This is a genomic window from Ruegeria sp. C11 (genome assembly GCF_056537725.1).
Genome location: NZ_JBQFSB010000003.1, coordinates 178,539 through 191,672, shown reverse-complemented (window position 1 = coordinate 191,672; position 13,134 = coordinate 178,539). Strand labels below are relative to the sequence as shown.

The window sequence follows — 13,134 nt, the reverse complement described above, 5'->3', positions numbered from 1 at the left end:
CGGTTGAGAAGTATTTGCAAATTTGCCGAAAATCACTTTGGCCTGAATGTCTCAGTCTATATTGTCCCGCCAAATGTTACAGGGGACTAACGCGATGAAAGACATCCTTTCCGAGTTGGAAAATCGCCGCGAGGCTGCGCGGCTGGGTGGCGGTCAAAAACGGATCGACGCACAACATGCGCGCGGCAAACTGACGGCGCGCGAACGGATTGAACTGCTGCTGGACGAAGACAGCTTCGAAGAATTCGACATGTTTGTCAGCCACCGCTGCACCGATTTCGGGATGGAAAATCAAAAGCCTGCAGGTGATGGCGTCGTGACCGGCTGGGGCACGATCAACGGCCGCATGGTCTATGTCTTTTCGCAGGACTTTACCGTATTTGGCGGATCGCTGTCGGAAACCCACGCGCAGAAGATCTGCAAGATCATGGATATGGCCGTGCAGAACGGGGCGCCTGTGATCGGCATCAACGACTCGGGTGGGGCGCGAATCCAGGAAGGTGTCGCCTCGCTGGCCGGGTACGCCGAGGTGTTTCAGCGCAACATCATGGCATCCGGCGTGGTGCCTCAGATCAGTGTCATAATGGGGCCATGCGCAGGCGGCGCTGTTTACAGCCCGGCGATGACTGACTTCATCTTTATGGTCAAGGACACGTCCTACATGTTCGTGACCGGTCCGGATGTGGTCAAAACGGTAACCAACGAAGTGGTCACCGCCGAAGAGTTGGGCGGTGCCTCGACCCATACCAAAAAATCGTCCGTTGCTGACGGTGCCTTCGAAAACGATGTTGAGGCGCTGGCTGAGGTGCGCCGACTGGTGGATTTCCTGCCGCTGAACAACCGCGAAAAGCCGCCTGTGCGTCCGTTCTTTGACGAACCGGGCCGCATTGAGACCTCGCTGGACACTCTGGTGCCGGAAAACCCGAACACGCCTTATGATATGAAGGAACTCATCACCAAAGTGGCGGATGAGGGTGACTTCTATGAAATTCAGGAAGACTTCGCCAAGAACATCATCACCGGGTTCATGCGGCTCGAGGGGCAAACGGTCGGTGTCGTCGCCAACCAGCCGATGGTGTTGGCCGGTTGTCTGGACATCGACAGCAGCCGCAAGGCCGCGCGCTTTGTCCGTTTCTGCGATTGTTTCGAAATCCCTATCCTGACTTTCGTGGATGTGCCGGGTTTCCTGCCTGGGACCTCTCAGGAATACGGTGGTGTCATCAAGCACGGGGCCAAGCTGTTGTTCGCCTATGGTGAGGCGACGGTGCCAAAGGTCACGGTGATCACCCGCAAGGCCTATGGTGGTGCATATGACGTTATGGCGTCCAAGCATCTGCGCGGCGATTTCAACTATGCTTGGCCGACGGCCGAGATTGCCGTGATGGGTGCCAAAGGCGCGACCGAGATCATCCACCGTGCCGACCTGGGTGATGCCGACAAGATCGCGGCCCATACCCAGGACTACGAAGACCGCTTTGCCAATCCATTCGTCGCCGCCGAGCGCGGGTTCATCGACGAGGTAATCATGCCGCACTCCACCCGCCGCCGGGTCTCGCGTGCGTTTGCCTCACTGCGGGGCAAATCCCTGAAGAACCCGTGGAAGAAGCACGATAACATTCCGTTGTGAGGCTGCGGGGTGGGTCAACATCCCACCCCACAGAAATTGCCAAATGACCCAGCTATGGAAAAATCAGGCTTTCACCGTTTCTCATGCCGACGATTCCCCATTTGTCGGCGAGGGGCTGCGGGCCTTCTTTGAGTACCGCGACCTCGGGATCAAAGAGGCCACGCAGGGTAAATTCGGCGCGCATGTCATCCGTGCCGTGCCGGGGATGGAAAGCCCGGGTGCGTGGCACAGCCATGATCTGGACTTCCAGATGGTTTACGTCACCAAGGGCTGGGTCGTCTTTGAATATGAGGGGCAGGGCGAACATACTTTGCGTGCGGGGTCGTGCGTACTGCAGCCGCCCGGCGTTGTGCATCGCGAGGTTCGCCATTCCGACGACATGGAACTAATCGAGATCATCTCGCCCGCGCAGTTTGACACCAAAGACGAATCTACCCCATGAATTGTTCAACCAGACATAGAATCGCGCGGCCAGACTCTGCTGCGCACGCAGCCCCGGATGGAGGAGCCCGCCGGGCGCGGGGCCGGGGCTGCGGCTATGTTCTGGCAGTGCTGGCTGTGTGTGCCGCGACGACCGGCAACTCCCAAAGCTTGTTGCCTGTTCCTTCAGGGCAGCCCGTGGAATTGCGGGATGTTCTGCTGGACAACAACCCCGGCGAACTGTGGGTTCGGTTCCGCTTTGTCGCGCCCAAGATTGGCGCGACCGCGGGACGTATCGGGTACGACGTGGCCACTGTGGATATGGAGCATCTGTGCCAGACACTGGCGGTTCCTTACGTGGCAAAGCATGAACTGGAGCCCGCGCGCGTGGTGATCTCGCTGTCTGATCGGCCGGTGGAATTCGGCCTGTCCGAACCAGACGCCACTCAGTTTTTCGAAGCCTATCGGCTGGAGCAATCCCGGTGTATCTGGGAGGGGCTTTGACGATGAAACCAGCCGTTGAACTCGCCAAAGTGCCTCAACACAACCTTTTCGCATTGGGAGCGCGCGTTATGAGCTCATCCTTACCCGGATGGAAACCGTCGATTTTTGGTCAGAGATCAGGCGTTTGCCCGTTGGACTTCGCCAAGTTTCAGGAGGTGCAGTTATGTTGAAGCACCGCGGTTTCCCCGGTCGTCTTCCCGGAACCGATTTTCAGTTCACAGTCCGGCGTGCCAACCCCAAGGGTGTCACACCGCTGACGCGGCGCGAACGGTATCGCGATCGCAAGGCGGCGGACCGTCGTGCCGACACCGCATTTCTGAGGGCGTTGTGGGAACACTTTGGCGATCAACCTTTCGAGCGCGGCAATCTGGATGCCGGGCGGATCAGCTGGTTGTTCGGGCGAGAAGTCGTGCCGGCCGAAGATCCGTTCGACACCGCCAGCTATGACGCACTTCTGGCCATCGACGTTGAAGTGGCGCGCGTGTCATTCCCTGACGTGTTTGAGGATAGCTACTGACTATGTGTGCCGTCCCCGTGCATAAGCCATTGCCCGGCCATGCCGTGGGAACCCTGCCCGGGAGCGGGCAGGGCTGGTTTGCAATTTCAGAAGTTCAGCTGAGCAGCAATTTGAACCCGGTTGCCATCGAAGGTCTGGCCGGAAATAACGTCATTCCGTTCACCAAAGATGTATTCCGCGCTGAGTGTCAGACTGTCGGTCGCCTTGTAGAAGGCGTTGACATGGATCGTCTCCAACTCGGTAAACGACAGGGTCCCGGTCGAGGTGGGCAGGTCGTATTCTTCTTTGCCGTACGCGATGCCGACATTCCACTTGCTGCTCAGATCCTGCCGGAATTCGATGGTATAGCCATCGACATCATTGGCCTGCCCGCCGACGATGGCATTGCCCAGACCGATAAGATAGGGGCCAAGCGCCTCGCCGGTGACGTAGTTGACCTGAAACAGCCCGCCTTGCCAGGGGCGGACGGATCCCGACAGGGTAAAGCCGGTCTGATCAACTTCGACGGTGCCGGATTGCGCGTTGCCATAAAGGGCAGCCGCGCGCGCGACATAGGTGCCGTCATTGTATTCGACCGCACCTGTCAACACCGGATCGTCCGAGTTCGACCCGCCGACGTTTTCCTCGACCGAGAAGCTGAGAGTGGTGTTACCGCCGAGCTTGTTGCTGTAGCGCACCTGCGGAACCCGGGCAAAGGCGATACCGACGGGTCCGTTGAATTCAACGGTGGTCGGGTACGTGTCGAGCGGCTGGAAGTTGGTCCAGTACTGCCCGATCAGCCAGTTATCACCGATACCGATATTCGCATGGCGCAGCCGAAGCTCGGCAGTACCATTGGATGCGAACAGGTCATATTCCAGTTGCCCGGTGATCTCACCGATGTCGGTCTGCGTGCTGGTCCGAAGGCCCAGCCGCGATTGCCGTATGGTGGCGCCGAACGTACCGTCCGTGGCAGCGGACGGCTCACCGATGACGTTCACAAACGCCGTATCTCCCTGATCAAACTCGAAATCGTAGAAGAAATCGGATTTGACGTAGCCGTAGATATCCAGCGAAGTGCTTCCCAGCTGAAAATCACCACTGGAAGAATTGTTGGACGTTTCCAGCGCCTCGACGCGTGCGCGCAAGGCGTCGATTTCGGCCTGTGTTTGCGCGTCTTGAGCCCAGATCGGAGAGGCAGCCAGCGCCACCCCGGAAACAGCCAGCAGAAAGGCTGCTTTACCTTTGTTTTTCATGGGGATTTTTCCTTGTGTGCGAGTATGCACCGCAACACTTTCACGCAAATTCGCCTTGGGAAATTCACGAATAAGATACAAATAGTGGGCTTATTTTCTCATTTGCGTGATCTAAAAACCGATTATGGCTGTAAAATACCGCCATTCGAACGGAAGCCCTTGAGAACAATGATCAAGGTGAATGGCGCTGACGTCATCGCCTGTGAATCTCTACATGGTGTGGCAGCCTTCGATAGCCTCAAGTGTAACGGCAACGTGACGGCGAATGAGCATATTGGGGACGCGTTCCCCTTTGCTCGGGTCGGCACAAAGTTGCGCGTAATTCTGCCGAATAGGCAGAAACTGGCCGGAAACCTGTTTGGAAACAATGTTAGCTTGGCGGCAATTATTGTGGCGGGCAGAGTAGTTGGGCCGTGCGGCTCTACTTTGCCTGCGCCGCACAAGCACCTACTATTCCGTACCCCTTCCTTCAGCGGGCAGGTTTGTGTTCCCCACAATACCCTGCCCGCTTTTTTCTTTCGGCGGAATCCAACCGTCCGAAAGCAGGATTTTGCGCAACAGCCATTGTCACGGCGATGTGGCTTGCGTCTGTCGGCCACGGCCCCGCATCTGTCCTCAGAAAATTCAAAGTCTGAAAAGGGGCAGAATTCATGCAGACATCACGACTCATCGCTGCAATTGGCCTGTGCGCCGGATTGGCGGCCTGCGGGGACGATCCCGGCGAACAGGCGCTCTATGGCGGCAGCGCGGGCCTGCTTGGCGCGCTGGTTCTGGATGCCAACCCGGTTGTCGGCGCGGCGGCAGGTGCGGCGACCAACCTGCTGTATTGCAAGACCCAGAACACCTGTAACTGATACCTATTTTTCCGCGGGCCGTTTGGCCCCGGCCGAAATCACGCAACACGCCGTCGCGGGGCTTATGCCCGGTGGCGGCGTTTTGCGTTTCCAGACACCCAAGACAAAGGACGTTCCATGTTCAACAAGATCCTGATCGCCAACCGGGGCGAAATCGCCTGCCGGGTCATCAAGACCGCGCGCAAGATGGGTATCGGCACAGTCGCCATCTACTCAGATGCTGATAAGAACGCGCTGCACGTGGAAATGGCGGATGAGGCGGTGCATATCGGCCCGCCGCCTGCCAACCAGTCCTATATCGTGATCGACAAGGTCATGGAGGCCATCCGTCAGACCGGCGCGCAGGCGGTGCATCCCGGTTATGGCTTCCTGTCGGAAAACGCCAAATTCGCCGAGGCGCTTGAGGCCGAAGGCGTTGTCTTTGTCGGCCCCCCAAAAGGCGCGATCGAGGCGATGGGTGACAAGATCACCTCGAAAAAGATCGCGCAGGAGGCGGGCGTTTCCACGGTTCCCGGCTATATGGGGTTGATCGAAGACGCAGACGAAGCGGTCAAGATCAGCCAGGAAATCGGCTATCCCGTGATGATCAAAGCCAGCGCTGGCGGCGGCGGTAAGGGCATGCGAATTGCCTGGAATGACGAAGAAGCGCGCGAGGGCTTTCAGTCATCCAAGAACGAAGCGGCGAATTCGTTCGGCGACGACCGCATCTTTATCGAGAAATTCGTAACTCAGCCACGCCACATCGAAATTCAGGTTCTGTGCGACACCCACGGAAACGGCATTTATCTGGGTGAGCGCGAATGCTCGATCCAGCGCCGGAACCAAAAAGTGGTTGAAGAGGCTCCGTCACCCTTCCTTGACGAAGAAACACGCCGCGCCATGGGCGAGCAGGCCGTGGCGCTGGCCAAGGCCGTGGGCTACGCCAGTGCGGGCACGGTAGAATTCATCGTCGACGGTGAAAAGAAATTCTACTTCCTGGAAATGAACACCCGCCTGCAGGTTGAACATCCGGTCACCGAACTGATCACTGGTGTCGATCTGGTGGAACAGATGGTTCGCGTGGCAGCGGGCGAGGAATTGTCGATCTCTCAGGATGACGTGCGGCTCAACGGCTGGGCCATCGAGAACAGGCTGTATGCCGAAGACCCGTATCGCAACTTCCTGCCGTCGATTGGCCGTTTGACACGTTATCGCCCGCCGCAGGAAATTGCTGCGGGGCCGCTGTTGGTCAACGGCAAATGGCAGGGTGAGGCGCCCGAGGGCGCGGCCGCAGTGCGCAACGATACCGGCGTGTACGAAGGCGGCGAGATTTCGATGTATTACGATCCCATGATCGCCAAGCTGTGCACGTGGGCGCCGACCCGCGAACAGGCGATCGAGGCGATGCGCGTGGCGCTTGACAGTTTCGAAGTTGAAGGCATCGGCCACAACCTGCCGTTCCTGTCGGCGGTCATGGATCACCCGAAATTTGTTTCGGGCGACATGACAACCGCATTCATCGCCGAAGAATATCCTGACGGATTTGATGGTGTTTCGTTGCACGAAGACGATCTGCGCCGGATCGCAGCCTCTTGCGCGGCGATGCACCGTGTAGCCGAGATTCGCCGGACCCGCCTGTCAGGCCGTATGGACAACCATGAACGCAAAGTGGGAACTGATTGGACGGTAAGCCTGCAAGGGTACGAGTACAATCTTACCATCGCCGCCGATCCGGCAGGTTCGACGGTCACGTTCGAAGGTGGCGGTGAATACCGCGTTTCTTCGGACTGGACGCCGGGTGATCAACTGGCAACGCTGGATATCAACGGCAGCCCGCTGGTCCTGAAAGCAAGCAAGATTTCCGGTGGATTCCGCATCCGCAACAGGGGCGCGGATATGAAGGTGCATGTGCGCACCCCCCGTCAGGCCGAGCTTGCAAAACGGATGCCCGAGAAGCTGCCGCCTGACACATCCAAGATGCTGCTCTGCCCGATGCCCGGCCTGATCGTGAAGGTCGATGTCGAAGTGGGGCAGGAGGTGCAGGAAGGTCAGGCCTTGTGCACTGTCGAGGCGATGAAGATGGAAAACATCCTGCGCGCCGAGAAAAAGGGTGTCGTTTCCAAGATCAACGCTGGCGCGGGCGACAGTCTGGCTGTTGACGATGTGATCATGGAATTCGAGTGATCATGTCCGCGCGTTTGTCATATCCCAAAGGGACTTCGGCGCTTTGTGCCGGGGCCGTTGGGTATGGCAAATGCGCTCAGCCGCCCTCGCGCCGTTCGCGGATCTCGCGTTCGCGCAGGGGGGTCTTGTCGATGGACCGGCCAATCTCCCGCACACTCCATGGGCTGGGCTTGCGCAGTTTGACCACGCCGTCCTTGTCGACGAATACCATCTGGAACCCGCGCGGGCGCAGTTGCGACCGGATCGGGGATCGGGCCGACGGATCAGTGTCGGTCAGTACGATGACATCACGGTCACGCATGGCCTCTTCGCCCTCAAGCAGCATATCGATCTGCTGCTGGAAGCGCGGATCGGCAGGAGTGTCGGCAAAAACCACAATTGGCCGGCTCACCCAAAGATATTCGCTGAGGTCGCTGTCGCCGACAGGGCGGACGAATTCGTCATCAGCAGGTGCAGACCCGTCTGCGGCAAAAACTGCCAGCGGGAATAGTGCCGAGAAAACAAGGGCAAGCGTTCGTGTCATAGGGCCTCCTGTTCGTTTGAATATAGCCCCTGCGCCGCTGAATGCGACCGGCGAAATGCACACAGACTGTAAAATGTTGCGCTGCGCCACGTCTGACCGGGCAACACGGAACATAACAACGCGCGGGTTTTGCCCCGGCGCGATCCGAATTGAGAAAAGGAAATCGCAATGACCGATACGAAAGACTGGCAGGCGCTGGCCGAGAAAGAGCTGCGCGGTCGCCCGTTGGACAACCTGACCAAAGAGACGCTGGAAGGCATCGACGTCAAACCGCTCTATACGCAGGACGACACCGCCGATCTGCCGCATATGGGGTCGCTACCGGGGTTTGGTCCGTTCACCCGTGGGGTGAAGGCGACGATGTATGCGGGGCGGCCCTGGACCATCCGGCAATATGCCGGATTCTCGACCGCTGAAGAGTCGAATGCGTTCTATCGCCGCAATCTGGCTGCGGGTCAGCAGGGGGTTTCGGTCGCCTTCGATCTGGCAACACATCGCGGCTATGACAGTGACCATCCGCGCGTGGTTGGCGATGTCGGAAAGGCTGGCGTGGCGATCGATTCAGTCGAGGATATGAAAATCCTGTTCGACGGCATCCCGTTGGACAAGGTTTCGGTCTCGATGACCATGAACGGGGCTGTAATCCCGATTTTGGCCAGCTTCATCGTTGCGGGCGAAGAACAGGGGCACGATAAATCTGTCCTGTCCGGCACCATCCAGAACGACATTCTCAAAGAATTCATGGTGCGCAACACCTATATCTACCCGCCTGATCCGTCGATGCGGATCATCTCGGACATCATTGAGTTCACGTCGAACGAGATGCCAAAGTTCAACTCGATCTCAATCTCTGGCTACCACATGCAAGAGGCCGGGGCGAACCTGGTGCAGGAACTGGCCTATACGCTGGCGGATGGGCGTGAGTATGTTCGCGCCGCAACGCAGGCCGGGATGGATGTGGACAAGTTCGCGGGGCGCCTGTCCTTCTTCTTTGCCATCGGCATGAACTTCTTCATGGAGATCGCCAAACTGCGCGCCGCGCGGACCCTCTGGCATCGTGTGATGACCGAGTTCGGCGCGAAATCCGAACGGTCTAAAATGCTGCGGACACACTGTCAGACATCGGGCGTGTCACTGCAGGAGCAGGACCCCTATAACAACGTGATCCGCACTGCCTATGAGGCGATGAGCGCGGTTCTGGGTGGCACTCAGTCGCTGCACACCAACGCTCTGGACGAAGCGATTGCACTGCCGACTGATTTTTCGGCCCGCATCGCGCGGAACACGCAACTGGTGCTGCAGGAAGAAACCGGCGTGACCGATGTGGTCGATCCGCTGGCCGGTTCCTACTACGTCGAAAGCCTGACCAACGATCTGATCGAAAAGGCCTGGGCCCTGATGGAAGAGGTCGAGGAAATGGGCGGTATGACCAAGGCCGTGGCAAGCGGGATGCCCAAGCTGCGGATCGAGGAAAGTGCCGCGCGGCGTCAGGCCATGATCGACCGGGGCGATGAGGTGATCGTCGGCGTCAACAAGTACCGCAAGGAACAGGAAGACCTGATCGACATTCTGGATGTGGACAATGTGGCGGTGCGTGAGGCGCAGGTTGCGCGGCTTGAGCGCATCCGTGCGACCCGCGATGAAGCGGCCTGTAAAAAGGCGCTTGATGATCTGACCCGTGTTGCTCAGGGCGGCGGCAATCTGCTTGCAGCGGCGGTCGAGGCCGCACGCGCGCGCGCATCAGTAGGAGAAATCAGCATGGCGATGGAAAAGGAATTCGGGCGTCACCGCGCCGAGGTGAAAACGCTGGCTGGTGTTTACGGTGCCGCTTACGAAGGGGATGAAGGCTTTGCCGCGATTCAAAAGTCGATAGAGGAGTTTGCGGATGCCGAAGGCCGTCGCCCACGACTGCTGGTAGTCAAGATGGGACAGGACGGGCACGATCGTGGCGCCAAGGTTATCGCGACCGCCTTTGCCGATATCGGTTTCGATGTCGATGTTGGCCCGCTGTTCCAGACCCCGGCCGAGGCGGCGCAGGATGCAATCGACAACGACGTGCATGTTGTGGGCATCTCGTCACAGGCAGCCGGGCACAAGACATTGGCGCCTCAGTTGGTTGAGGAACTGAAGAAAGCCGGAGCGGAGGACATCATTGTGATCTGTGGCGGTGTCATTCCGCAACAGGACTATCAGTTCCTATATGATCACGGTGTGAAGGCAATCTTCGGGCCGGGAACCAACATTCCCGAAGCGGCGCAGGATATTCTGAACTTGATCGGCGAAGCGCGGAGCTGATTCCGATGCGGGGGGCTGTCTGCCCCCCAACCGCACCTGTGGCGCGATCCCCCCGAGAGTATTTTCGGCCTGATGAAGCGGCGGATTCCCTTTGTGTTTGGTCCGGTTCTCGGTAGCTTCATCAGGGAAAGGGGCGCTCAATGAATCTGGACCATGTTGCAGTTGCCGGGGAAACCCTGGATGAGGCCACGGCCTATGTCGAAGAGGCGCTGGGCGTCTCGTTGCAGGCAGGTGGGCGGCACGAGAGATTCGGAACTTACAACAGACTTCTGGGTCTGGACGATGGGCTATATCTGGAGGCCATCGCAATTGACCCGCAGGCGGCAGATCCCGGCCAGCCCCGGTGGTTTGACCTGGATCGGTTTTCGGGATCACCGAGGCTGACCAACTGGATTTGCCGGGTAGATGACTTGGATGCCATGCTGGATCGTCTTTCAGTGAATGCCGGTGATCCAATCGATTTGGTGCGGGGTGACCTGCGTTGGAAGATGGCCGTTCCTTACGACGGGGTGCTTCCGTTCGACAATCTGTTTCCGGCGTTGATTGAATGGAAAGGCAATCTGCACCCTGCGCAGATGCTGCAACCCGGCGGTTGTCGTCTGCGTAGGCTGGAGATCAGCAATCCGCAGGCCGTCGAGCTTGCAGGGATTTTGGGGCAATTGGATTGTGTTGAATTTGTCGAAGGTGCACCCGCGCTGAGGGCCGAGTTTGACACACCGCATGGGGTGCGCGTGCTGGAATGATGGTGCGGCAGGCCAAAACGGAAGACGCAGCTGTCATCATGGCGATAACCAATGCGATCATTCGGGATACGCTGGTGACCTTCAATTCGGCGGAGCGCGAAGAAGCGGACATCGTCAGGGATATCAAGGCAAGGGGTATGCGGTTTCTTGTGGCAGAGACCGATGGGAGCGTCGTTGGGTTTGCGACATACGGGCCGTTCAGGGGCGGGCCCGGATACGCGCATTCCCGAGAGCACACGATCCAGCTGAAGCCCGAAGCCCGCGGCCGTGGGGTGGGGCATGCTCTTATGAACCGGCTTGAGGAAGTCGCCCGCGTGGACGGGGTTCATGTGCTGGTGGCGGGTATTTCTGCGGATAATCGTCCAGCCATCAGATTTCATTCTGCAATCGGGTTTTCCGAAGTGGGCAGGATGCCGGAGGTCGGGCGGAAATGGGGGCGCTGGCTGGATCTGGTCCTGATGCAGAAAATTCTTGCTCAGGAATGATTGGTCGCACCTGACAGTTGCATCAGGGCGGGTTAGGGTGCGGACATGTCGATCTGGACCCGTATATCCGATGCGCTGAGTGCGCTTGCCCAGGGCGAAAGCCTGACGGAGGTTTTTGAACGCCTGCGGACGCCGCCTGAAAGGTCGGTGGCCTTTGCCATCGCCGTTATTGCGCTGGGCGCCAAGATGGCCAAGGCCGACGGACAGGTGACCCGCGACGAAGTGACAGCCTTTCGCGAAGTGTTTCAGATTGCGCGCGGAGACGAAGAAGGGGCCGCCAAGGTCTTCAACATGGCGCGGACTGATGTTGCGGGTTTTCAGGAATATGCACGCAAAATCAAAGGCATGTTCGCCGAAGATAACACCACGCTCTGCGATCTGATGGAAGGGCTCTTTCATATCGCGATGGCGGACGGGTTCTATCACCCCAACGAGAATGAGTTCCTTGAGGAAGTCAGCAGGATATTCGGACAGACGGACGCTCAGTTCATGGCGCTGCGCGCGCGATTTGTTCCCGAAGCGCCCGCTGATCCCTTTACGGTGTTGGGTGTAAGCAGAGAGATGTCATTGCCGGAAATTCGCAAGGTCTGGCGTAAACTGGTTCGTGAAACACATCCTGACGCGATGATGGCGCGCGGTGTGCCTGAAGAGGCGGTTCGTCTGGCGGAAAAGAAGATGATCGACATCAACCGCGCATGGGACGAGATCAACGGCGCCCGGGTCTGATGTCATGCGTTTGGCGACCTACAATGTGGAATGGTTCGCCAATCTTTTTGACAACGATGACACTCTGATCGTTGACGATAGCTGGTCCGGGCGTCACGACGTTACCAAGGCGCAGCAGGTCGAAGCGATTGCCAAGGTGTTAACCGCTGTCGATGCCGATGCGGTACTGATCGTCGAAGCGCCAAATACAGGAAAAACTCAGAACACGGTTCGCGCCCTGCAGCGATTTGCGGACGCGTTTGACCTGCGGACCTCTCATGCCGTGATGGGGTTTCCCAATGATACGCATCAGGAACTGGCGCTTTTGTACGACCCCGATCGGCTGAGCGCCCGTCATGATCCGATAGGCGAACCGTCCGGCAAGGACAATGGTCCCGAAACGCCCCGGTTTGACGGGGTGTTTCAGATCGATCTGGACGTTGATGCCACCAAAGATTCGGTCCGGTTTTCCAAGCCACCTATGGAATTGGCGGTGACGCTGCGCTCGGGATTCGAATTCCGCCTGATCGGGGCGCATCTGAAATCCAAGGCACCGCATGGGGCCTCAACGCGGGACGAGGCCGTGCGCCTTTCGATTGCCAACCGCAGGAAGCAACTGGCTCAAGCCATTTGGCTGAGCACACGCATCCGGTCGCATCTGGCCAGTGACGAGGCCGTTATTCTCATGGGCGATTTGAATGACGGTCCGGGCCTGGACGAATTTGAACACCTGTTCGGGCGTTCAACGGTCGAGGTTCTTCTGGAGGCGGGGCTTTATGACCCGCATGCCGTCGAGGCACATCGGTTAAGGCCGAAATCGGTGCCTGCGACCGCGCGGTTTGCCATGCCACAGGAGGGGCGTTTTCTGGACGCTCTGCTGGATTACATCATGATCAGCAGCGACCTGCAGTCCCGGCGCCCGGTCTGGAGGATCTGGCATCCTTTTGACGACGAAGAATGCTGGAAAGTTCCTGAACTGCGGGATGCACTGCTGACTGCTTCGGACCACTTTCCCGTGACGCTGGACATTGAACTGTAGACTTTCATGTCCGATTGCCGACAC

At 58.5% G+C, this 13,134-nt stretch carries 13 protein-coding genes; 11 read left to right on the top strand and 2 right to left on the bottom strand.

The features are described 5' to 3' along the window. The first annotated feature begins 94 nt into the window (after positions 1-94). From ACR0NA_RS06920 to ACR0NA_RS06905, 4 genes are all read left to right on the top strand, one after another. Positions 95-1,627 carry an acyl-CoA carboxylase subunit beta gene (locus tag ACR0NA_RS06920; protein WP_480727354.1) on the top strand — a complete coding sequence of 511 codons (1,533 nt, stop codon included), beginning with the start codon at positions 95-97 and terminating at the stop codon, positions 1,625-1,627. Positions 1,628-1,670: 43 nt separating this feature from the next. Next, on the top strand, positions 1,671-2,069 hold the full coding sequence (locus ACR0NA_RS06915; protein ID WP_480727350.1) for a cupin domain-containing protein: 399 nt from the start codon (positions 1,671-1,673) through the stop codon (positions 2,067-2,069). Between the two features lie 107 nt (positions 2,070-2,176). Next, positions 2,177-2,551: a DUF6497 family protein gene (locus tag ACR0NA_RS06910; protein WP_480727347.1), complete on the top strand. Its 375-nt coding sequence runs from the start codon at positions 2,177-2,179 to the stop codon at positions 2,549-2,551. 163 nt (positions 2,552-2,714) lie between these two features. Continuing rightward, positions 2,715-3,068 (top strand): hypothetical protein, encoded by a 354-nt coding sequence (locus ACR0NA_RS06905; RefSeq protein ID WP_480727345.1) that lies wholly within the window; start codon positions 2,715-2,717, stop codon positions 3,066-3,068. Between the two features lie 86 nt (positions 3,069-3,154). Here ACR0NA_RS06905 and ACR0NA_RS06900 read toward each other — a convergent pair whose 3' ends face one another. Next, on the bottom strand, positions 3,155-4,303 hold the full coding sequence (locus tag ACR0NA_RS06900; protein WP_170650858.1) for a DcaP family trimeric outer membrane transporter: 1,149 nt from the start codon (positions 4,301-4,303) through the stop codon (positions 3,155-3,157). 650 nt (positions 4,304-4,953) lie between these two features. On the opposite strand from ACR0NA_RS06900, the gene ACR0NA_RS06895 reads away from it, so the two are divergent. Beyond that, positions 4,954-5,157, top strand: a complete 204-nt coding sequence (locus tag ACR0NA_RS06895; RefSeq protein ID WP_170650857.1) for a hypothetical protein — start codon at positions 4,954-4,956, stop codon at positions 5,155-5,157. A gap of 117 nt (positions 5,158-5,274) precedes the next feature. After that, positions 5,275-7,320, top strand: a complete 2,046-nt coding sequence (locus ACR0NA_RS06890; protein WP_170650856.1) for an acetyl-CoA carboxylase biotin carboxylase subunit — start codon at positions 5,275-5,277, stop codon at positions 7,318-7,320. Between the two features lie 76 nt (positions 7,321-7,396). On the opposite strand, the gene ACR0NA_RS06885 is transcribed toward ACR0NA_RS06890, so the two are convergent. After that, positions 7,397-7,843 carry a DUF4174 domain-containing protein gene (locus ACR0NA_RS06885; RefSeq protein ID WP_480727339.1) on the bottom strand — a complete coding sequence of 149 codons (447 nt, stop codon included), beginning with the start codon at positions 7,841-7,843 and terminating at the stop codon, positions 7,397-7,399. Between the two features lie 168 nt (positions 7,844-8,011). On the opposite strand from ACR0NA_RS06885, the gene scpA reads away from it, so the two are divergent. The 5 genes from scpA (at position 8,012) to ACR0NA_RS06860 (ending at position 13,110) form a co-directional block, all read left to right on the top strand. Continuing rightward, entirely contained in the window at positions 8,012-10,138 is a 2,127-nt protein-coding gene (gene scpA / locus ACR0NA_RS06880; protein ID WP_480727337.1) for a methylmalonyl-CoA mutase, read from the top strand. Between the two features lie 140 nt (positions 10,139-10,278). Beyond that, positions 10,279-10,881 carry a VOC family protein gene (locus ACR0NA_RS06875; RefSeq protein ID WP_480727335.1) on the top strand — a complete coding sequence of 201 codons (603 nt, stop codon included), beginning with the start codon at positions 10,279-10,281 and terminating at the stop codon, positions 10,879-10,881. Beyond that, complete coding sequence (locus tag ACR0NA_RS06870; protein WP_480727334.1) at positions 10,878-11,366, top strand: N-acetyltransferase family protein; 489 nt, start codon at positions 10,878-10,880, stop codon at positions 11,364-11,366. The genes ACR0NA_RS06875 and ACR0NA_RS06870 overlap by 4 nt, the downstream gene beginning before the upstream one ends. Before the next feature lie 45 nt (positions 11,367-11,411). After that, complete coding sequence (locus ACR0NA_RS06865; RefSeq protein WP_170650851.1) at positions 11,412-12,092, top strand: molecular chaperone DjiA; 681 nt, start codon at positions 11,412-11,414, stop codon at positions 12,090-12,092. A 4-nt stretch (positions 12,093-12,096) separates the two neighbouring features. Then, positions 12,097-13,110: an endonuclease/exonuclease/phosphatase family protein gene (locus ACR0NA_RS06860; RefSeq protein WP_480727327.1), complete on the top strand. Its 1,014-nt coding sequence runs from the start codon at positions 12,097-12,099 to the stop codon at positions 13,108-13,110. Positions 13,111-13,134 lie beyond the last annotated feature (24 nt).

Bases quoted from the DNA above. Each gene is read 5' to 3' on its own strand.
- ACR0NA_RS06890 (WP_170650856.1), top strand. From the start codon at position 5,275: ATGTTCAACAAGATCCTGATCGCCAACCGGGGCGAAATCGCCTGCCGG.
- ACR0NA_RS06860 (WP_480727327.1), top strand. From the start codon at position 12,097: ATGCGTTTGGCGACCTACAATGTGGAATGGTTCGCCAATCTTTTTGAC.
- ACR0NA_RS06920 (WP_480727354.1), top strand. From the start codon at position 95: ATGAAAGACATCCTTTCCGAGTTGGAAAATCGCCGCGAGGCTGCGCGG.
- ACR0NA_RS06915 (WP_480727350.1), top strand. From the start codon at position 1,671: ATGACCCAGCTATGGAAAAATCAGGCTTTCACCGTTTCTCATGCCGAC.
- ACR0NA_RS06895 (WP_170650857.1), top strand. From the start codon at position 4,954: ATGCAGACATCACGACTCATCGCTGCAATTGGCCTGTGCGCCGGATTG.
- ACR0NA_RS06905 (WP_480727345.1), top strand. From the start codon at position 2,715: ATGTTGAAGCACCGCGGTTTCCCCGGTCGTCTTCCCGGAACCGATTTT.
- ACR0NA_RS06885 (WP_480727339.1), bottom strand. From the start codon at position 7,843: ATGACACGAACGCTTGCCCTTGTTTTCTCGGCACTATTCCCGCTGGCA.
- ACR0NA_RS06900 (WP_170650858.1), bottom strand. From the start codon at position 4,303: ATGAAAAACAAAGGTAAAGCAGCCTTTCTGCTGGCTGTTTCCGGGGTG.
- ACR0NA_RS06875 (WP_480727335.1), top strand. From the start codon at position 10,279: ATGAATCTGGACCATGTTGCAGTTGCCGGGGAAACCCTGGATGAGGCC.
- scpA (WP_480727337.1), top strand. From the start codon at position 8,012: ATGACCGATACGAAAGACTGGCAGGCGCTGGCCGAGAAAGAGCTGCGC.
- ACR0NA_RS06865 (WP_170650851.1), top strand. From the start codon at position 11,412: ATGTCGATCTGGACCCGTATATCCGATGCGCTGAGTGCGCTTGCCCAG.
- ACR0NA_RS06870 (WP_480727334.1), top strand. From the start codon at position 10,878: ATGATGGTGCGGCAGGCCAAAACGGAAGACGCAGCTGTCATCATGGCG.